General features: G+C 43.0%; 14 protein-coding genes. All 14 read right to left on the reverse strand.

What is annotated here, in order from left to right:
* On the reverse strand, window positions 1-2691 hold a 2691-nt coding region (locus tag HMPREF3112_RS06060), incomplete at its 3' end, for an accessory Sec-dependent serine-rich glycoprotein adhesin (protein WP_141738653.1).
* 492 nt (window positions 2692-3183) lie between these two features.
* A complete protein-coding gene (locus HMPREF3112_RS06065; RefSeq protein WP_070438654.1) occupies window positions 3184-4185 on the reverse strand; it encodes a sugar transferase in 1002 nt (333 codons plus the stop codon).
* Between the two features lie 35 nt (window positions 4186-4220).
* A complete protein-coding gene (locus HMPREF3112_RS06070) occupies window positions 4221-4445 on the reverse strand; it encodes an accessory Sec system protein Asp5 (protein WP_002883546.1) in 225 nt (74 codons plus the stop codon).
* Window positions 4446-4449: 4 nt separating this feature from the next.
* Complete coding sequence (asp4, locus tag HMPREF3112_RS06075) at window positions 4450-4629, reverse strand: accessory Sec system protein Asp4 (RefSeq protein WP_002883547.1); 180 nt, start codon at window positions 4627-4629, stop codon at window positions 4450-4452.
* Window positions 4622-5974: an accessory Sec system glycosylation chaperone GtfB gene (gene gtfB / locus HMPREF3112_RS06080; protein WP_048790130.1), complete on the reverse strand. Its 1353-nt coding sequence runs from the start codon at window positions 5972-5974 to the stop codon at window positions 4622-4624. Before gtfB ends, asp4 begins: the two co-directional genes overlap by 8 nt.
* Complete coding sequence (gtfA, locus tag HMPREF3112_RS06085; protein WP_070438657.1) at window positions 5971-7479, reverse strand: accessory Sec system glycosyltransferase GtfA; 1509 nt, start codon at window positions 7477-7479, stop codon at window positions 5971-5973. Before gtfA ends, gtfB begins: the two co-directional genes overlap by 4 nt.
* Window positions 7480-7491: 12 nt before the next feature.
* Window positions 7492-9867: an accessory Sec system translocase SecA2 gene (gene secA2 / locus HMPREF3112_RS06090; RefSeq protein WP_070438660.1), complete on the reverse strand. Its 2376-nt coding sequence runs from the start codon at window positions 9865-9867 to the stop codon at window positions 7492-7494.
* Window positions 9860-10306 (reverse strand): accessory Sec system protein Asp3, encoded by a 447-nt coding sequence (gene asp3, locus HMPREF3112_RS06095; protein ID WP_048790133.1) that lies wholly within the window; start codon window positions 10304-10306, stop codon window positions 9860-9862. The genes secA2 and asp3 overlap by 8 nt, the downstream gene beginning before the upstream one ends.
* Window positions 10307-10308: 2 nt before the next feature.
* Window positions 10309-11847, reverse strand: coding sequence for an accessory Sec system protein Asp2 (asp2, locus tag HMPREF3112_RS06100; RefSeq protein WP_070438663.1), 1539 nt, complete (start codon window positions 11845-11847; stop codon window positions 10309-10311).
* Complete coding sequence (gene asp1, locus HMPREF3112_RS06105; RefSeq protein ID WP_070438666.1) at window positions 11834-13405, reverse strand: accessory Sec system protein Asp1; 1572 nt, start codon at window positions 13403-13405, stop codon at window positions 11834-11836. Before asp1 ends, asp2 begins: the two co-directional genes overlap by 14 nt.
* Before the next feature lie 100 nt (window positions 13406-13505).
* Entirely contained in the window at window positions 13506-14732 is a 1227-nt protein-coding gene (secY2, locus tag HMPREF3112_RS06110; protein WP_070438669.1) for an accessory Sec system protein translocase subunit SecY2, read from the reverse strand.
* A gap of 94 nt (window positions 14733-14826) precedes the next feature.
* Entirely contained in the window at window positions 14827-16920 is a 2094-nt protein-coding gene (locus HMPREF3112_RS06115) for a glycosyltransferase (RefSeq protein ID WP_022496485.1), read from the reverse strand.
* 388 nt (window positions 16921-17308) lie between these two features.
* On the reverse strand, window positions 17309-20488 hold the full coding sequence (locus tag HMPREF3112_RS06120) for an AAA family ATPase (protein WP_070438672.1): 3180 nt from the start codon (window positions 20486-20488) through the stop codon (window positions 17309-17311).
* Window positions 20485-21693 (reverse strand): exonuclease SbcCD subunit D, encoded by a 1209-nt coding sequence (locus HMPREF3112_RS06125; protein WP_070438675.1) that lies wholly within the window; start codon window positions 21691-21693, stop codon window positions 20485-20487. Before HMPREF3112_RS06125 ends, HMPREF3112_RS06120 begins: the two co-directional genes overlap by 4 nt.
* Window positions 21694-21829 lie beyond the last annotated feature (136 nt).

Here is a 21829-nt window from a genome sequence, read left to right on the forward strand (position 1 = left end):
TTCTGATTGTGATACAGATTGTGACTTAGACACTGCTTCTGATTCTGATGAAGATTGTGACTTAGACGCTACTTCTGATTCTGATTGTGACACTGATTGTGATTTAGAAACCACTTCTGATTCTGATACAGATTGTGACTTAGATGTTACTTCTGATTCTGATTGTGACACTGATTGTGATTTAGAAACCACTTCTGATTCTGATACAGATTGTGACTTAGACGCTACTTCTGATTCTGATGAAGATTGTGATTTAGACACTACTTCTGACTCGGATTGCGAGTTTGATGCAGAGTTTGAGAATGATTGCGATTGAGAAGCAGATTCAGAATCATTCATCTTAACGAAGTAATAGTTCACATCAGTTGAAGGTTTAACCGCTGATGTAATTGAGTAGTTATTTGAGAATGAAGTATAACCCTTCAAATTAGAGTATACTTTTCCGTTTGGAGCTGTAGGATCATTTGCTACAGATCCTTCTGCTTGAATCTCTGGAACTTTACCAGCAATAACGTTGTAACTGTTGTTACCGGCACCCGCAGGTGTCAATGATGTGCTTGGAGCACCTTTGAATGGACGTGGATAAGTGTGTAGAGTTCCATCCATTTGTTTATAAGTATCTGTCTCAGTAGGAGACGACCAACCAGTGATAATGAGTGATTTGCTTCCAGCAGTTTCGTTGACTTCAAGATAGTAGTCACCATTTTTACTGTTTACTTTTGTAACTTTAGTCTCATCAGCCTTCCACTCTTCACCAGCCTTATTAACTTTACTTGTGTAGATGAGTGTGTACTTAGATACATCTTCAGTACCAATATCTGATGTAGCAAAATTGTTCACTTGAGATGGATCAAGGGCGTAGAATTTCGTTACAGTTGAGCCATCAGTATCAACGATTTCAGAAATACGTTTCACGTAGTAGTGGTTTGCTCCACCTTGAAGTTCGACAAGTTTTTGTCCAACAACACCCTTACCGAGAATACCTGATGTTTTTTGAGTTGTATCTGTTGTGGCAGCTACAGGTTTGTAACCAGCAACATCACGATTTCCTGAGGCTGTGAATTGTTGCCCTGCAAGACCTGTTTGAGTATAGCTTGCAAGAACTGTTTCATTTCCAGTTGGTTTGTATGTTTGACCTTCTGTGTACTTGCTACTGTCAACGACTTTATAGTAAGTTGTTTGATCAGCTTTAGCATAAGGAACAGAAGTTTGAACGTTTTGTTTGTCTTCACCTTGGTTACCTGGGTAGTTAGTATCACGGATTTGAAGTGTTTCATACTCAAGGTTAGCATTTACCAATGAGAAGGTAACGTTACCTGGATTAGTTCCGTTAGCAGCTGCGTATGTCAAAGTGTTAGTTACATCAGAGTTATTGTTTGTGATGTAGCTTGGAAGTGAGATATTGCTTTCTCCCGCTTTGATTGTACGAGTGTAAACTTCTGAACCATCAGACTTCTTAACGATACGCAAGTAAACATCTGGGTTAGCTGAAAGGCTACCTGTGATTGCTGAACGGTCTACTGAAAGTGTAGCGTAGTAATCAAAGTTTGTTTTAGCACCAGTAGCGTGGTTTGTTTTAAGGAATTGCCATACACCGAAAGTGAAACGATCAGCGTTTGGATCCAAAGCATAATCAGCTTCATTGAAGGCTGCATCTTCAATCGTTGCACCATTAGCATTTGAAATAACTGGGTTAGTATCTACACTACCAGTAGTGCTTGTTGAGATTGGTGCCAACTGTGCAGTAACTGCTGCAACACCGTTAACTACTGAGTTACCTGTGAAGCCGTTGTCAGTGATCTTAGTCATCATGTTGTCAACAGCGTTACCAAGGCGCTCACGTTGTTCTGCGTAAGCAGCGTTTGTTGCTGATGCAGCAAGCAATGTTGTTGATTTAGCAACTTCTTCTTGAACTGTTGCGATAGCAGTTTGGATTTCAGCTTTAGCAGCTGTATCAGTCAACTTAGCTTGGTAATCTTTAGCGATACCTACAAGCAAATCTGCTTCTGAAACGTTTTGATCCAAGATAGTTTTTTCATCTTCTTGAGTAGCTGTTTCTGATGCAGTTGCAGCTGTTGAAGTTGCTGATTCTGAAGCTGATTCTGAATTTGAACCACTGTTGCTTTCAGTGTGTGATTGGCTTTCAGAAGTTGAGTTCACTTTGCTAAGTGATACAGATTCTGAAATAGCTTGTGACAATTCTGCTGATACAGATTGTGATACTGAAACTGAAGCATCTGTGCTTGCTTGAGCGTCAACTGAAGAGCTTGTAGACTCTTGGCTTGTTGATGCTACTGCTGGAGCTTCTGAAGCTACTGTTTCTGATACTGGAGCAGCGCTCAATACAGCTGCCTCAGAGTTTGCCAATACGTCATGGTTTGTAGTTGCTTGGCTTTCCAAAGCTGGTGCTGTTGTTTCTTCGGCTTGAGCAGTGTAAGTTGCTACTGCACCACCTGCCACAGCACCTGCTGCTGCAATCCCTTTAAGAAGAGCTGTACCTGAAAGAAGAGAAGATTTTTCTTCTACATTTTGAACTGTTACTGACGGAGCGTCTGCGCCACCTTTAACAACTTTGAAAAGTCCAAAGTTAGATGTTGCAGCACGAAGCCAGTTTTTACCCGATTTGATAAGTTTGAAGCGAGTCACGCGATCTGTTTCACGGAATTCTCCCTCGTTACGTCTAAAAAACATATTTACCTCCTAAAAATATGAGTCATTTCCTAATCTGGAAATTACATTTTATAATATAACACAAGTTGACTAAAAATTGTTCTTTTTTGTCTCATTTTCTCTAAAAAATGTAAGGTTTTCGCAATTCTGAATTTTCTGTTTTTTAACACCAGTTAATCTTATTTTAGAAGTAAAACGGTTTAAATACTTGTTTTTACGCTATTTCCCGTAGGTTTTCTCATTTTTAAAGTCATCACTTTTTACTTTTAAATTTTTCTACAATTCGATTTGTAGTAAATTTTCGAACAATTACAATCAATTATTTAGGGCTGTTTTTTTACATTTACAAGTCGATTGTCAGGTGTTTTTTTAACATTAGTCCTAATTAGAGACAGGTCTTTCTTAACTCCTTAAGTCTAAAGTGAAAATGATTTGAGTGGTTTTCATAAAAGTCAAGATATATGCTCAGATTTGTAGCAAAAAAAGGATTACCTTTCGATAATCCTTTTTTTATTAGCTTAAGGCCATAATGGCATCGATGAAAAGTTTCTTTGTGAAGTAACCGTTACTGATGAGGTAGGCTGTGTGGCGAGCGTTAGCTACCATCTGTGCATACTGCTCCTCGGTACATTCTTGAACACAACGGTCTGCTTCTTCCAGACTTGAAACGACAAAGCCTAGTCCATGTTCCCTAATATAGTCTGCATTTGAGAGGTAGTCAGGTACAACAACTGGGAGACCTGCGGCTAAGTAAGTCGAGAGTTTATAAGAGATGTTCATCTTATAGTAGTCAGGCTCGTCCTCTGGATTTTCGGAATTACCCCAGACCAGACCAAAGCCTCCCTTAGATAGCTCTAGCAAAAGCTCATGTTTATTTCGCCAACCTTCGAGGTGGACTTTGGAATAATCCTTACCCTCTTGTTTCTCAGCGTAGACGTGAAGAGGTGTGGTTTGTTTCCAGTCTAGGACGTGTGGGAAACGGGTTGGGTTCCCAGCAAAAACAATTTTCTTCTGGAAACTAGGTTGGTGTAGGTCAAGACTGTGAGGTAAGTCCCAAAGTTTTTGGATGATAACCTTCTCAACTGTTAGCCCTTCCTCAATCAGTCGATCACGCATCTTTTCAGAAGGCACCACGACGACATCACAGAGATTATACATGTCAATATAAGCAGACATGAGATAGTAGTTACTATCAAACATAAGAGGTGGGATGTCATGGATAAACATAACGGTCTTAGCATTAACAGCCTTGAATTTACGGAGTAATCGGCTATCCCACTCACTACCATTCCATGATGGGGACTGGAAGAAAACGATATCTCCAACACTCAGTCCTGCTACAATCCCATCAAAGCGGGAATTAAGCTCTCCATCTGGCTCTTGGCTACTATCATAGAAATAAATTCCTAGTTCATTAGCACCGAGCTCTCTGGCAATCTTCATGGTATCATTTTGGGCAATCAAGGCCACACTACGTGAGGACTGGCCAAATAAATTTGTAAAATGTACGCGCATGACATACTTCTTTCTATTATATAGTAGGAAGTCCTCTACTTATAAGAAACAATCATAAAAATAAGTAAGAGGATAAAGAGGGCTATGCTGATAGCCAAGGTCAACATTTTTCGAATTGGTTGGCTAGCCCAATAACTTGGTTTACCGATATTACTCGTGGCATCCGTTGAAAAAATCTGCGTTTGACGCGGTTGGATGGTCACTAGGACGATAAGGGCAACCGAAAGAATCACTGCTAGAACCATAAATACTAACATCATAAGACTACCTCAACAAACCAATAAGGGTGAAGATCAAACCGATGATAATAACAAGTCCGAGCATGATTGAAAAGCTCTTGTTAATCTTCTCTCCTCTGGTTTCTTTTTCTTTTGTGATAGGCTTTTGCTTGAGTTCTTCCATACGGCCTTCAACGTCACCGTAGAATAAATCTTTTTTAGACATGATTTCCTCCTAAAAGTGATTGTAAGCGGTCGGCCAACTCAGAGGCAGTCAGGGTGTTGGCTTGAGCTTTTTGAGCTTGCATGGCTTCTTGCATAACTTGAACATCGCCTAGGACCTGCTTAATCTTGGCAACCATAGCTGGATAGTTCTGACTGGCATAGATATGCTCTGGCGCTGTATAGACAGGTCCATGAGCTGTTTCTGAAAAGGCCAAAATCAACAATTGGTGTTCAAAGGCAGTTCGTGTCGCCTTGTACAACTCATTATGATGGTTAATGTCCAAGTAGAGGTCAGACTCTTGATAGAGCTTATCCAACTGCTTGTGACTAGCGTTTGGATGGAGCACAACGTTTGAATAACGCATCATTGAGAGCAATCTTGGCGACATCTCAGTGACTGCTGCAATCTGGAAGGTCACATCAGGGAGTGACTCAACCAAGACTTCCAAACGCTCAATTTGGTCTGAATTGGTTGCGATAAAGGCATTACGAGGTTTGCCATGATTTTCCTTGAAGTCATAGGCATAACCAAGAGACAAGATTTTATGATGTTTGTCCTCTGGCGCCAAGGTCAAAGCTTTTTCATAAGTCGCCTTATCAGGAATGATGATGGCATTGGCTCTGGCTGAATTATCTTCCAAGATACCATTCATATTACCTGGAAGGACATCACCCAACGGCTCTTGCCAGACAAGGACATCAGTGGCACCTTGATTTTCCATAGTCCATGAGACGATGAAAGGTGTCGCCAAGCTATTAAAGATAATGTGGTCGATATCACCAAAGACCTGAGCTAGAAAGGCTTTGATAAATTCGGTACGGTTGGCAAAACGACGAAGAGCTTGTCCTGGTAAGGTCAAGAGAATATCACCGGTGAGATGATTTTCCAAGATACGTTCGTCGCCTTCTTTGGTTTGGTAGCTGGTAAAGAGTGCCTGACCATTCTCATCATGAGTGGTCTTGGCAAAGCAGAAACCGTACTTGTTATAGTGGTCCACTTGGCGAATCTTACCTGACTTGTCCAACCATTCGACACTTTTGACGATACGAGCCTTGCTACCTTCAGGGTAGGTGATGCGAGCACGTTCTTCGGTGAGATTAGACACACGCGCCATCTGATTGTTCCCTGAAATTTCCCAAAAGGCTGGCACAGGAACTTGGTTGAAAAAGCATGGTTTGCCTGTTTCCTCGTCCGCTTCTACATAGTAGGTGAAAGGAGAGAGAGCTCCTTGAGGGAGGAATCCATCTGGATTGATGACAACTGTTGTGGCATCGTAGCCTGCTGCCTGAAGAGAGTAAGCCAAATCCTTACTGGCTTGATTGTAGTAATCACATAAGAATATCATGAGCGTACCTCCTCAAGTAACTGTTTCCAAGCTGCCTTAACTTGACTGGTCAAGAAGCCTTTGGCAAGGTCATAAGATTTTTGACGCATGGCTTCGATATTGCCTTTTTCATAGAGACGGACAATGGCATCCTTATAGGACTTGGTGATGACATCCACAACATGATTTTCAGCGACAGGGAGGAGATAACCGTTGCCCCCGTCTTCTATAAAGGTTTGATTTCCATAAGGCACATCAAATCCAATCATCGGAAGACCTGAACCAACCGCCTCCATGAGAGTAAGGCCAAAACCTTCACTGGTTGAAGCTGTTAGGTAGACCTCGTACTGGCTATAAATGTCAGTCAAGTCAGCGTGCCCCATGAGTCGGATATAGTCGCCAGCTTGTGCTTCGACAATAATCTCACGCAACTTGGCATCCATACTACCACTACCGTAGATATCAAAAGTGATATCTGGCAGAGTCTTATGAACCTCGATAACCGCACGAACCAACCAGTCAATGTGTTTTTCCTGAGCTAAACGTGAAGCAGTAATCATTGAGAATGGCCTACGTGGTTTGTCCTGCCCGACCAATTCAGGCAGACTTCCCACTGGAATAGTGTAGATTTTTGGATCGTGGTTGGTGTAGCGACGGAACTGCTCTTGAAGAATTTCCTTCTGACGATCAGTTGCCACGATAAAGAAATCAACCTTGTCCGCATTGGTAAACTGGTACTCGTAATAGTTATTCCAGAGAATATAGTTGCCATCAGTTTGATTGACACTAAAATGCTCAGCGTGAACCACTACACCTAGGCGAGCAGCTTGCGCTTCTTCAAAGACCAACTGACCAATACCTGTTTCACGGTCCAAGATGACCACATCATCCTTGGTTAGGGCTAGACGTTTGAAGAAATAGCGAAGGAATTCTTGCTTACCATAGAGAACCTGATCAGGGAAACGATAGATATCCTGATTATTGTCTCCTACAATCATGTCATAGGCTGTAGACCCATCTTCGTTATAAAAACGACGTTGGTAAACCTTGGCTTGATTGTCCTTAGGCGCAGAATACTCACTGCAATAACGGGTGTAAGAGTAAAAGTCCTTGCGCAAGAGCTTGTCATTGACAAAGTAGCTCACTGTTTCCACAGCATCTTCGTCCATCGCACGAAGGTTACATGCCACCACCATATCATCTTGTGGATAATGGTAACGAATGAGGCGGCCAGCAACTTCCTTGCGCTCAGGATTGGCAGGTAAGATAGCCTCAATTTCTGCTAGGCTAATAGTCGATGGTGCAATCTTAACATCTGTAAAATAGCTATGGAGCCAGATGATTTCGTCGTCTTCAAAACCAATCTTGCTAGTCATATGCTCGATATTATCTCCAAGAATGAGATCCATAAAGACAAATTTTGCCTCTTGTCCCATTTCCCTGAAAATCTTGGCACGATAGGCCTGGGCATATTCGACACCACTGCTAGCCCAACCGATACCTAAATTAATATTATATACTGTCATAATTTCCTTATTTTATGGGAAATGGCTGATGATATCTCCTTTTTTAGTGACTTGCACCTGACTAAGGAGAAGATTACGAACCATATCCTTTCTGATTTGACGTTTCATAGCTTCAAAGCCCTTGTAAGCCTCTTGGTAATATTCAACAATCGGGTTCTTTTGACTGAGTTGTTGACTACCGATAGCCATTTGGAGTTGTTGCAGATAGTCTACCTGCTCCACCCAGTTGTCATCCACAGCCTTAAGCATGGATAGGCGTTGGAAATACTCGTTAAGTTCCTTGGTCTTCAACTCCTGCTTTTTAGCATCAAGTTCACGATAGGCAAACTGGTAGATGAGTTCCAAGACTTCCTCACGATTGTTGAGGTCCAAATCCTTAGGAATTTCATTGATGCGGAAGCTGATATTACGCAAGATAAAGTGGTAAAGATTTTCCGCTTTTGAGAAATCCTCCTCAGCCATAGCCTGGTCGATGAAGTCGTCAAGAACCTCGTCGATAACAGTGTCCAAACCTTGATTGTGGTAGATGAGACGGTCACGTTGTGCGTAAATCATCTCACGTTGGATGTTCATACTTTCTGCAAATTCAAGCGTCTGACGACGTGAGGTACGACCAGAACTCTCACTAGCTTCTTGGGCTTTTTCAACCAATTTACGATACTTGCGACCGGTCAGTTCCTTAGGCTCAATGTGATCATTAATGGCGTATTCTTTGTAGGTACGGTGAACCCATGATGGACCGTATTTCTTAATCACATCGTCTTCAAGTGAGACGAAGAATTTAGACATACCAGGGTCTCCCTGACGTCCAGAACGGCCACGAATTTGCAAGTCAATACGTTGACTTTCCATACGTTCCGTACCGATTACGACCAATCCACCCAGTTCAGCTACGCCCTTGCCGAGCTTGATATCTGTTCCACGTCCAGCCATTGAAGTCGCAACTGTCACGGCACCCATTTGTCCTGACTCAGCAATCATCTCAGCCTCACGTGGTGCATTGTTGGCATTTAGGAGGTTATGAGCAATCCCCTCACGCAAAAGTAAAGAAGAATAAAGCTCTGACATTTCCACCGAACCAACGAAAATCAAGATAGGATTGCCTTTTTCATGATAATGCTTAACATACTCTAAAGAAGCAAAGACCTTCTCTGGCAGAGTCGCATAAATCTTATCTGGATAGTCGATACGTTGTTTCTTACGGTTGGTTGGAATTTGAATGACCTTCATACCATAGGTATCGAGAAATTCTTTTTCCGCAACCTTACCAGTACCAGTCATCCCTGAAATTTTCTTGAATTTTTTAAAGAGACTCTGGTAGGTGATAGAAGCCATGGCTCTGGTTTCTTGTGACAAGGCTACTAATTCCTTGGCTTCGATGGCTTGGTGGAGTCCACCTTGGAGCTTGGTCAATTCCAAGAGACGACCTGTCGATTTATCAAGAAGAACCACTTCAGGCCCTTTCTTACCATCACGAATGATGTAGTCCTTGTCCTTTTTATAGAGCAAGTGGGCACGAAGTGAAAAGAGCAAATGACGGGCAAAGGTACTATTTTCCTCATCGTAGAGGTTGCCGATACCGAGGTAGTTTTCAGCAGCCTTGGCACCCTTAGTGGTCAACCAAACTTCACCTTTTTCCTCTTTGAAGATATAGTCTTCACCCTCGACCAAGGTGGTCATAAGCGTATCCATCATCCCATAGTAGTTAGACTGAACACGGGGCGCACCAGAGATAATCAAAGGCGTCTGTGCACTGTCAAGGAGGACAGAATCCACCTCATCGACGATAGCATAGTTAAAGGGACGCATGTATTTCCCGTCTTGGTTTGAAGCAAGGTTATCAATCAAATAGTCAAAACCTAAGCTAGAATTGGTCGTGTAAACGATGTCTGATTGATAGATAGCACGCTTCTCTGCCGGTTCCATCTCATTGCTGCCTTCCACACAGGGAACACCAATCGTCAAACCTAGGAACTCATAGACCTGCCCCATTTCCTCAGCGTCACGGATAGCCAAGTATTCATTTGTCGTAACAAGGATAGCCCCTTCACCTGACAAGGCATTAAGGTAGACTGGCATGGTAGCCGTCAAGGTCTTACCCTCACCGGTATTCATCTCAGCAATATGGCCTTGGTGCATGACAATGCCTCCCATGACCTGAACATCATAAGGGAACATGCCTAGCACACGCTTATCCGCTTCACGAACAACCGCAAAGGCTTCAGGCAGGAGGTCGTCCAAGCTTTCTCCTTGAGCCAAACGCTCCTTAAATTCCTGCGTTTTATTTTTCAACTCAAGGTTGCTCAAACCTGCCATTTCATCGGCTAGGCCGTTAATTTCCTTGAGTATCTCCTTAACAGGGAGAATAGGATTCAGTTGTTTAAACATGTTCTTCTCCTGTTTCTTCCAGTTTTAAGTTGTAGAAATCCAGCTCTTTGACCCCAGCACTCAAGAGGGAAATACGGTAGGTATAGGCCTCATGAGGATAAACAAAGGTCATGTGGGTACTCTTTTCAATGAGCTGTTTGATTTCATTGTCATAACGGTCCAAAAAGCTGACTTTCAAAAAGACTGAGCCTGTTGGGACAGCTTCGAGATTGGCCGTCAAATCATAACTATGCCCCTTTTTCAAAAGTGGGAGGGCAGGCTGAGTACGACCAGCTTGATAGTTTTGGATGGCCACCCAAGACTGGATTTCCGTTCCTGATGGCACCAAAGGATTGTAAAATTGCACAGAACCATCTTGGCGTTTAACAATTTTTGAGCCATACATGTAGGCTTTGTGGTTTAAGCCCCACAAGATTTCTGATTTCTTGTTTCTGAACATTCTTACTCCTTCCTTCCAAAATCATTTTCTAAAATCATACGGTAAAAATTAACAAACCAAGTTGTCGCCGTATAAGAATCATCGTTGTGTCGCCCTGACGTTCCCTTGCTGAGAATCTTAGCCCCTGAGTAATAGAGAGACTTAGTAATGTCCTCGTAGGCCGTCGGATCCATATCCTCGTCTTTCATGTAGGAAAGACCAAAAGTTGTATTTGAGAAGTCTGCTTTTTCAAATTTATCCCAGAACTTCTGATTAAGGGCCTCGACACCTTCATTATCCAAGCGTCCTGTCTGCAAATGCAAGACATCAATTCCTGTTGGAAAGACCTCTGGTGCCAAAAGTCTAGCACGGTTACCGATAGTACCAACATTGGCTAGAGGCTTAGACATGATGATGGCGTGAGGCTCAAAGTCCGCACCGTAGTACATTGATGGGAAGGTTCCCATGGACATTCCTGAGAGAATGAGCTGACTATTGTCAAAACCTAGGTAGTCCAAGTAATGTTGGATGGTGTCTTTGATGCTATTTTCAAGTTCTTCAGTTCCCATATAGAAGGCTCCCCCTTGGAGACGAGGGTCTGAAAAGAGCAAGAATGGCGTTCCCATCCCCTTCATCATTCCGAAACCTTCGAAACCTTCGGCAGGACGGAAACCTGAGAAGTAAACTGACAAAGGTGGCTTGAAGTCCCCAGGATAAAAGAAATAGTTGATTTCCTGACGCTTGCTATCGTGGAGAATGCCACCACCAAGTACAAATTTCCCGAATTGGAAACGGGTCAAACGTTGGTGGAGCCCACCGATTGTAATCTGGCCTTGGCCTTTCATCTCAAGACTAGCAGACAGGAGGAAGGTCGTGTCTTCATCGAGGACAATGGCTCCCTTACGCATTTCTTCTTCTGAAACGATATAGGTCTTGAAAATACCTGCGACCGAACCTTCTGGCAAAAGATTGAGAATCAAGCGACACTCGCAAGTCTCCTCTTTTTCGAATTCCAACCAAAGCTCGATAGGATTTTCCTTGCTGGCTCTGACATTATAGGTCCAGTCCAAGACAGGACTAAATTCTTGGCCGTAGTCACCGTTTAAAATGACATTTTCATAACCATGATAGGTCACTTCACCACTGAAATTTGGGTTAACTTGGGTAGTGAATGGAAACATCTTATCCCCGTATTGCCCTGAAAAGAGCGCCTTGGAAAGGGTAAAGAGCAACTGACCATGATTTGAAAAATCCGTTGGGACAGCGCAAATTTCCTTCAGAAACTGAAGGAGGCTCTCATCTGGCACTTCAATCGTTTGATCAAAGAAAATAGTGTGAGGAATCAAATACTCTTTAATAGCCCTCAATTCCTCAAGACCCGCAAGACTGTCCACAATAACCGCTGTGAAAGCCTTGATTTCGTCTTCTTCGATGGTTTCTTGTAAGGTCTCAAGCTGACCAAGATTGCAATAATACCATTTCATATTTTCAGGAATTTCCTGATTTTCTGACCAGTTGGATGATCCAACTTGTAGTATCTTCAGACGATTATCCTTGGTCATTCTGCTCCTCCTTCAACCAATTTTCCCATTTTTGCACCAAACGATCTCCTGTATTTTCCTTAATTTTCTCAATAGAGTAGATAAGGGAACGGTTCCAGTTGTTCAACTGTCCCAAATAGTAGTAAGCCCCTTTTTCAAAATCGGACAAGTGCTTCAAGATATAACCATTCTCTTGGTGGGTCACATACTCAGACGCCACACGGTTAATTTGTGGAATACCAGCACTGATTCCAGCAATCTGTGTATAACGATTAGGTTCCTTGCTTAAGTCGACAATAAGTCGTGTAAACTGAAGGGCCTTGATAAGGGCAGTCTCGTCACGCAGGTCTTGGAAAGAAAATCGGCTGACGATTTCATTATTTTCTTCCAATTTATTTTCTGCACCACTACTTTCGACAACCTCTTCAAAGGCATCTGGACTCAAACGTTCTTCAATCATTTTTTCCACTTGATGTTGCAGGCTACCGAGTTGCTCTGGATTGGCATTAAATGCTCCAAACTCAACCTGTGTCTTTGGATACTTAGCCACGAAAGCCAAAACTTGATAAATAGCCTCTAAATCCAACTGATCGAAGTCAACCTGATAAAAGATTTTAGACTCTTTGACACGTTGACTGGTTCCCAAAGCCAAACGGGTATCGAAGGAAGCCATGTGTTTGAGCTTCTTAGCCTCTTTCGGATAGGCAACCTGAAGTTGCTCCAAGTAATCGTAACGATCCGCAATCATCAAGTCCACCTGTGGAAGAAAGGCCGCATAAGCATCAACCTTATCTTCCTGATTACGTTCTGCGAACCAGGTCAAAATCTTTGTATTTTCTGCTGGCAAGTGTTCAAAGAGGTGTTTGTTGTGACGCAGGTCTGACGCAATAACAAAACGATCTGCTGCCTTGACCTCTTCAGCTAAGAATTTATTCAAAAATTCCCAGATAACTTCTGAAAGGTCACCGTAATAACTCTTTTCAAAACGACCATCCGTACGAGGGTTGGCTACAATTCCACGTCCATCAAAGAAATGACAAAGCTGCCAGACTCCCTTAGCGTTGAGGTAGTTTCGGTAGATGGGTTGTCCCTCTTCATAATAAAGGCTACTCGAAATAAAGCCCCGGTCATCGTAGACATCTTCACGAATGATCTGCTCATCCTTAAAGTAGCGAATCATTCCAATAAATCCCTCTGATCCAAATTCAACCTCGGCATAACGCTGGTGTTGGCATTGAACCACAATTGCAAATGGTGTGTGGACAAATGTAGACCCTTCTGGCCATTCCAAATCTGTCACCTGAAGGTTTCGCATCTCTTCATCAGTGATACCCTGAATCAAGTCAAAAATAGCCGTATAGCCAACTTCCAAGACATCATGACGATGCAGGAAATAACGCAAATGCGGTTGGTAGGCTAAAAGCAAAAGCTGAGGCGCTAAATCCTCATCCTGAAAAATACGAACTTGATGCAAGCTGTCATCAAATTCAATTTTTTGGCGAATACGGTACCAAGGATCAATAACCGTCTTCCAAAATTCATCCGTCTGTCCATACCAAGCTGGAATAAAATAATACATGAGTTCTCCTTCATTGTCTTTTCATCACAATACTTGAGATTGAGGGGCAGACCGATCACGCATCACCAGCCTGCCTCTCAACCCCACGAGGGGTGAGATATTATACATTTTCAAAAAGTGGGGTATAGGAAGTGTTAAGCTTCAAGGCTTTCATTTCCTCGTTAACGTTGTAAATCATACCGCTAAAAATCAAGAATGTCCCAGGAATCATACTAAGCTGCAGGTAATCTGGATTGACCAAGATAATGAGCATCGGAGCACCTGCCATAAAGAGCATATAAAGGGCACCGATGAAACCAAGTCTAAGGACCAAATGGTTGATATAGGAACTGGTTTCTTGTCCTGGATAAACGCCGTAGATGTACTCACCTGACTTGCGCATACGCTCAGAGATTTGCTCACCAGAGACATTAACAAAGGCAAAGGCTAACCCTAGAACGAAGAGCATGACCAGGTAAACAACCAACCAAAGAGGTTGACCGACCGTCAAGGCCTTGATGGCACCACTGGTCCACTTGTTTTCAGGATGGATAAATTGAATCAGCATAAAGACGTACTGCGGAATGCTGACTAGGGACATGGCATACATGAAAGGCATCCCTCCAGCTGGATTCAACATAATATCCAAGTAAGAATACTGTTTGAAGCGGTTATGAATATTGATTTTATTGATTGAGATGCGGTATCTAGCCCTCTGCACAACCCCTGAAACATAGAGGAATACTAAACTGAACAGAATCAGAGGAAGTAAGACATTCCAACCAATACCTAATTTTTCAATGCTATCCATGATTTGATAAGGCAGATTGGCCATCATACTTGCCATCAAGATGACAATGGAGCCACCAATCCCAAAGAGGGAGTTGAGGTCTGATAGCCAAACCAAGAAAAAGGTCCCCGCAATCAATAAAATGGTATTCATGAAAATAGCGAGACTAGCATTAACCCCTGAAACGATAGGTAAATTCAAGGATACTGCCAAAGATTGAACAATGGCAATCCCTAGGGCCAAATACATGCGTCTACGGTCCTGAATCTCAATAGGGAGATTTTTCAAGCCCATTTTCTTAGAGAAAGAAAACATCTGCCAGAGAATCATGGCCGACATCCAGGGCGACAAGCCCACTGAAAAAAGAGACATGGACCTGAGGTTTCCACCCATCATGGCACTAGAGAAAGCCAAGGAACCGATGGCTCCCCCAAAGATATTTGCATTTTTCAAATCTACAAACGGTAGAACCAATTGATTTCCCAAACAATAAATAAAGAGGAAAAAGAGGGTCCATAAGACACGTTTGGTGATTATCGATTGACTAATTTTTTTCACTATTACTCCTATTTCCTGCCCATAGACAGGCTGATGTTATTTCGATTGAAACGAGACAGAGACTCCATTTCAGCCTACTTATCCAAACAAAGGATTACAGGCTCTTCTTACGCATTTGGCGAATGGTCTCAGCCATCTCTTTCCAACGATCTCTTGAGTAGGTTTGTTGGTTATGCTTGGTTGACTTGAGGTCCTCAAACCCTAAAATTGGTTTATTTTCAAACCTAAAAGCATCAAGAATCTCCACTACCTTTCTTCCTGGATTGATATCCAAAAGCAAGTCACTGGTTCGCACCAATTCCAAATCTAGTCCATTTAGACCCGCAATGGCTGAGTAGACCGTCACATTTGGATAGGTGATCAATTGAGCCAGTTTATCTGTCACATGCTGGCGAGAGGCAATTTTAAACTGTACCTTAGGAAGAGCCGAGATAAGATCCGTCAAATGCGGAATTTCCGAAATGTTGGTGTAGACCAAGCACGTGAATGGACGGCCCTTAGGATAAATCATGTCCTCTGAAAGTGGTGATAAAGTAGCATTTTCAGCGACCCCTGACCAATCCATTTGAGCATAGAACCACCAGACCTCACGATAGGCTTGGCAGGCTAAAGGCAACCAAGGCTTACGGTGTGAGGCATAATGCAGAACCTTAGGATAGTCTTGACCATTTGGCAAATGGAAACCAGCTAGACTAGACTTGGTGACCGCATAATTGTTATCAAAAGACAAAGGCAACCAGTTGTTACGGAAGACCATATTTAGAATGGACTGCTCCGCAAACGGAACCTTATCATGCCATTCGCTGGTCATGTCAATCAAGTGGCGTATCATATTGTACTGTTTCCAATAAGCTGTATCAATCACCATGAAACCTGCATCAAACATAGCCTGGCGGTCCTGAACCTGAATAGCATAATCACGCACGGCAGCCAAAGGACGACCTTGTAAATCAAGGGTAAAGAGGTCCTCTAGAGAACCTGTAACCACCATGTCACTATCCAAATAGAGGGCTCGTTCCTCAGACACAAAGTCCGCCACAAAATAGCGAAGATAACTTGCATAGTTGCTATTGGTCTTGTATTGCTTGATCTGACTACTATCCACACGACAGTTAATCACTTCACTACCAAAGGCAGCCAGATGACGGTTAAGTCCTCTAAACCACTCTTGAGAAAAATCATCGTTAATCAAGTAAAAACGAATATTGCGATGATGGAAAACGATAGATTTGATGGTCGTAAGCACTTGGTCAACATAAGCATAGTTGACTGCTAGAACAACGGCACGCTTCTTAGTCTCATAACGTTGAGGAGCCAAGCTCAAGACCTGGAATTTTTCCTGAATGGAGCGGTAGGCATCAGAATCTGTGAGACCTTGCTCCTCTACATTTTTCAAACAAGCCTCTAGCATCTGACGGTAGGTAACCATGTATTTTTCCAGAGGGAAACCATGGCTAGCAACAATAGCCAAGCGCTCCTCCATGGCATAAACCAAGGTCATCATCCAATCTTGCATCCATGTCGCCGATGGCATCTCTGGACTCTCACGATAAACATAAAGTCCCTTGTTGAGGTAAACCGTACGCTCACTCATGAGATAGGCTTTAAGATTGAAAAAGCCATCCTCCCCTGCATGCTCTTTTGGAAAGAGCAAGTCATTAAACAAGGAATGTTTGTAGAGTTTACCTGTCGCAGAAATTAGGGCGATGTTGATGTTATTGGTTTCTTCAAAGAGTCCATCAATAATCTGAGCGGGTGAATACACCTGCTCGTAATAATCTTCGTCCTTGATGTAAAAATAAAAGCGATCTTCCGATTCCTTATAAACACTGTAATTGGCGACTGCGATATCCGCTTTGTGAGCCTGAAGTGCCTGATAGAGCTCCTCCAGATAAGTCGGCTCTACCCAATCCTCAGCATCCACGTAGGTAACGTAAGCTCCCTTAGCCTGACGAATACCAATATGTCGAGCATCTGAAAGCCCTCCATTATCCTTTTTGAAATAGAGAATGCGAGAATCCCTAGCAGCATAGCTACGGCAAATGGCATCACTATTGTCTGTTGAGCCATAATTGATGAGGATGATTTCAAGATTTTGATAGGTCTGCCCCAAGACACTGTCTAGACAGGTCTGGAGTTGATTTTCTACGTTATAAACGGGAATAATTACGGAAATTTTTTCTGTCATTTTTTATTTCTTATTTTTTCTAGCTTGTATCATTTTTTGCTTTTTCTGTCTCAAACTGTCGCAAGCTTTCCAGAAAAAGTCTAAGAAGTTTAATAACAAGTTAAAGGTCGCAAGAGATAGGGACCTAAAACACACTCTATACACTTTTTCCTTGCTTTTATCGAGACTTAACCATATTAAATTATACCATAGTATCACTTAATTTTCTAATAGATTAGCTTTTTTATGAGAGGTTTTTTTCAAACTAATTTCCTTTTATTTTCAGAAAAAACACTGATAGTTAGGAAGATTGAAATAAGTGGATAGAAAAAGAGATAGCTCCGATGAGAAACTATCTCTTAGAATAATTAAAACGTTTTGACGAGAGTTCTTAACCCCTTGACTTCTCCTACCCTTTATCCACAATTTTAATACGGCTACTACCATCGTGTGACTTAATGATAGCTAGTTGCTGAGCGATGCCTTCTTTCATGTCGTCCACGTGGCTGATGACACCGACCATGCGGTTTTCACCGATTTGTTCTAGGACAGAGATAGCCTTGGTGAGGGCTTCCTTGTCTAGCGACCCGAAACCTTCGTCGATGAAGAGGGCTTCAACAACGGCACCCTTGCTGGTATTTTGGACGACTTCTGAGAGGGATAGAGCAATAGCTAGTGCGGCGATAAAGGTTTCTCCTCCAGACAAGGATTTGACGGAACGCTCGCTACCTGTCAGCTGGTCATAGACGTTGATGTCTAAGCCGAAGTGATCACGCGCCCTACGCCCTTCTTCACTCAGAACAAAGGAATAGCGGTTATCCGTTAAGAGACCGATGTAGTTAGCATTGGCATAGTCCAAGATTTGTTGGAAATACTGACGGATAACATAGACTTCAAGATTGAGTCGCCCAGTGAGAGCCGTATTTTCTCCCTTAACCACCTTGACCAAATCACTGAGTTCTTGGTGAGCTTTAAAGGCCTCTTGATTACTGTCTTGAAGGGTTTTGGCCGCTTGGTAGGTAGCCGTTGCATCCTTAAGCCCCTGCTCCATGACAGAAACCTGAGCCAGTTGCTTATCATAGCTCTCCTGACAATCCTCTACTGCTTGTGTTAGATTGCCAAGATCCGGCTTTTCTTGGTCTTTGATAAGCTCTTGACCCTTGACAATCTGCGCCTTCAACTCTTGTTTAAGAGTTTGGTAGCTTGTCAATTGAGCCTGGAGCTTAGGAATCGCTTGCTTGTTCACCTCAAGAAGCCAAAGCTGGATTTGCTCTAGGTCATTGGTGAGGCCCCCTTCAGCCATAAGACTTTGGTCTAGTTCAGCCGATAAACGCTTAGTTGCTTGGCTAGCATTTTCTTTAGACTTGGTTAGGCTCTCAAGTTGCCCCTTGATGCCTTGAATGTCAGCATGAAGTTGGTTGTAGGCTTCACTATTTTCCTTGACTTGCTTATTGTAGAGGTCCAACTCCTGCTTTGCTAGGGAAATACGTTCTTGATAAACCTCAACAGATTCAAGCTCTTGATGAGCTTCTTGTAACTCCTTAAGACGTTCCTTAGCTTGGTCAAGCGCCGCCTTAGCCTCTTGATAGGCTTTAGCCAAATCTATCGATTTTTCCTGAGCCTTGGCTAATTCATCTTGATAATGGAGACGATCTGCCTCTTCCTTATCAAAGCGTTTGTGTAGTTCTTGATAATACTGTTCAACCTTTCGGAGTAAGGTTTGTCCACAGTCTGCTTCATAGTCCTCTGAAAAATCAAAATCAAATTGTCCCTTAACTTGCTCTTGGAGTTCTAGATAGTGTTTTTCGAGAGCTAGCTTGACTTTAGCCACTTGGTCAAGCAGACCTTTGCGGTTAGTCTCAACTTCTCTCAAGGTAGCTTGACGATTTGACAAGGTAGCCACTTGCTTTTCTTTTTGAGCTTGAAGCACCTCCACCTGATCCATGAGGTCCTTCAAGGCCGCTTCATCAGCCTGTGTCCCATCGACCTTAGGATGATCCAAGGAACCACAGACCATACAGGGCTGTCCATCCTCTAATTCTGCCTGCAACTGGGCAATCATGAGTTGACGACGTGAAGCCAAAGTCGTTCTTAACTTCTCTTCCAATTCATTTAAGATTTCTTGAGCTTGGTCACTATCCAAAGATAAGGTTTGATGACGTTTTTCGGTCTTTGCCAACTCCTGATTCAAGCCCTCTAATTCTTTTAGATCCTGAGCCAGCTGCTTATCCACACTGTAGCCCACAGACTGGAGGAGTTTTTCAGCCTCATGTAAACTCTCTAAACTAAGACGATTAGCCTCCAAATCTGACAAGGACTGGGAAAGGAGCTCAATCTCTTTCGAAGCCTGCTGATAGGTTTCTTCTAACCTCTTGTAGTTAGCACTCGACTGTTTGATTTTCTCCTGCTCTTGGACAAGACTCTGGGCATAGATAATAGCCTCTTTCCATGCTTCCAGTTTCTCTTCTTTTTGAAGAAAATCCTCAGATTGGGTTGCAAACGCCTCTTTTTGAGCCTTGACTTCCTCAAAAGCCTGCTCCTGAGCCTTTAATTCCTCCTGAGCAATTTCAAGGTCTTGCTCTACTTGCAACAACTGCTTCTGATACTGCTTCAAGCTGCTAATAGTTTCCTGTAATCCTTGGGCAAACTGCAATTCCTCCAGATGCGATTTCGCTTCTGCCTGTTCCTGAGCCCCTTCCTCAATTTCTAGACGGTAACGCTCCTTGGCTTGCTCCAATTCTTGGAAAATCTTTGCCACATCTTGAGCACTTTGCAAGCTCTTTTGTAGCTTAGCCAAGTCCTCATGGGCATCCTTCAAAATGCTTTTCTGCTCTTCAAGATTATCTTGACGTTGTGCCAAAAGGTCTTCAAGACGTGCCAATTTTTCAGAAGCTGGGGTTTGGGCTAAGACAGCTAATTCTTCCTCAGACCAAACCTGACTGGTAAAATGGCCATCTAGCTGAGCTTGGCGCTTCTCCATATCCTTGTTGCTCTGACGAAGACGCTCTTCCAAACTCTTTTGAAAACGGTCAAAAATACCTGTTCCAAAGATTTTCTTCAAAATTTGAGTCTTGGTCTTGGAATCTTCTTTCAAGAAACGGCTAAAATCATTTTGCGGAAGGAGGATAATCTGTTTGAACTGCTCGGCATTGAGACCCAAAATCTGCTCAATCTGGTCACTCACTTCCTTGATTTTATCCCCAAGCTTTTCAATTTCTTGACCATCAATCTTATCCACAATAACCAGTGAAGCCGTTGCTTTTTGAATGGTCGTACCACCACCCCGCTTGGCCCTCTCCTGCTGGAGAACTCGCTCAATGCGATAAAGGTGCTGGCCCTGTTGGAAGTAGAAAGTCACCTTAGTCAGATCGTCCTCTGGACCAGCGAAGGTTGACCGCATCTCTTCAACATTGCGGTCGCCACTGGTCGTCGCAAACAAGGCAACCGTCATGGCATCAAAGAGGGTACTCTTACCAGCCCCCGTGTCCCCACCAATCAAAAAGAGGGGAGCGTGGTCAAACTGGGTGAAATTGATGACTTCCTTACGATAAGGTCCAAAATTGGTCAATTCTAACTGAACTGGTCTCATTGTCCACTCCTTCCAATCTCCTCAAAAATACTTTCCACAAGGGCAGTTTGTCTCTCAGACAAGACATCGCCCCCAGTCACTGTCTGGTAAAAATCAGAGACAATTTCCTGAGGCGACTGCATTTCCAAATCTTTTAAGTGCTGATCTACAGTCAAGCTTTCTTCCCTGACATCACCCAAACGACTGAAAGTGATTTCTACAATGTCTGTCCCATAAATCTCTTCCAGACGGGCACGCACATTGATGCCCTCTAATTCCTTACGACTGGACAATTGAATATCAAAGGCAAACCAAGCCTTTTGACAAGGCTGCTCCTTATAAAATTCAGGTGACATCAAGGTTTCAAAAGACGCCTGCAAGGCCACAATCGGTCGTTTGACTTCTAGAGGATGGAAGGTCTGAGACAAGTCTCCAGTTGCATCCAAGTCAAGAATATAAACGCCTTTTTCTTCCTTACGCTTGGCTTCTTTTACATTAAAGGCAACCGGACTGCCTGAATATTGCACGCGCTGGTTCGGACTGGCAAAACGCGTATGGATATGCCCCAAGGCCACATAATCGAAAGCCTTGAAAAGGTCACTGGTCACATTGGTAAGGCCACCTACCGTATTGCTAGTTTCAGACAACATCAATTCCCGTAGACTTTGACCATCGCTATCATCCTTCTTAGAAACCGCAAAATGCGTCACCAAAATATGGGCTTTTTCAGGATCAAAAGCTTTTTCCATATCTTCAATAATGTAGCCCAAGGCATCACAAATCCCCTGAATTTCCTTATCCTCATCGTCCTTATAGTAAATACGAGCATCAATAGGATCGATAAAAGGCAGCAGGAAAATCTGGCAATCCTCCAACTCAATAGGCTCAAAAGCCTCCTCCAAACGTGTGCTTAAATGAAGGCCCTGAGGTTGAAAGAAGTCACGCCCAAAATGCAAACGTTCAGCTCCATCATGATTACCACTGATAGCATAGACAGGAATCTGTTCCTCCAGTACTAAGCGGGCCAAGGTCTTATTAAAAAGCTTAATCGCATCCACAGGGGGCACCGCACGGTCATAGAGGTCTCCCGCAATGATAACCCCATCCACTTTTTCGCTAATAGCCAAATCCACAATCTGTTGAAAGGCCCACGCCTGCTCCTCCAACAAAGACCAGCCATTGAGGGTTCGCCCCACATGCCAATCTGACGTATGTAAAAACTTCATGACAGTCTCCTCATTCGTTTTGTCTTACTCTATTGTACCTTATCAAGCTAAATACTGCTTAAAAGATTCACAAACCTTGGGAGATTCCGTGAATTTTATCCACAAACAAAAAATCTCTCCCGAGCAATCACACTCG

The sequence above is a fragment of the Streptococcus sp. HMSC10E12 genome, from assembly GCF_001807855.1.
Classification (GTDB): Bacteria; Bacillota; Bacilli; order Lactobacillales; family Streptococcaceae; genus Streptococcus; species Streptococcus salivarius.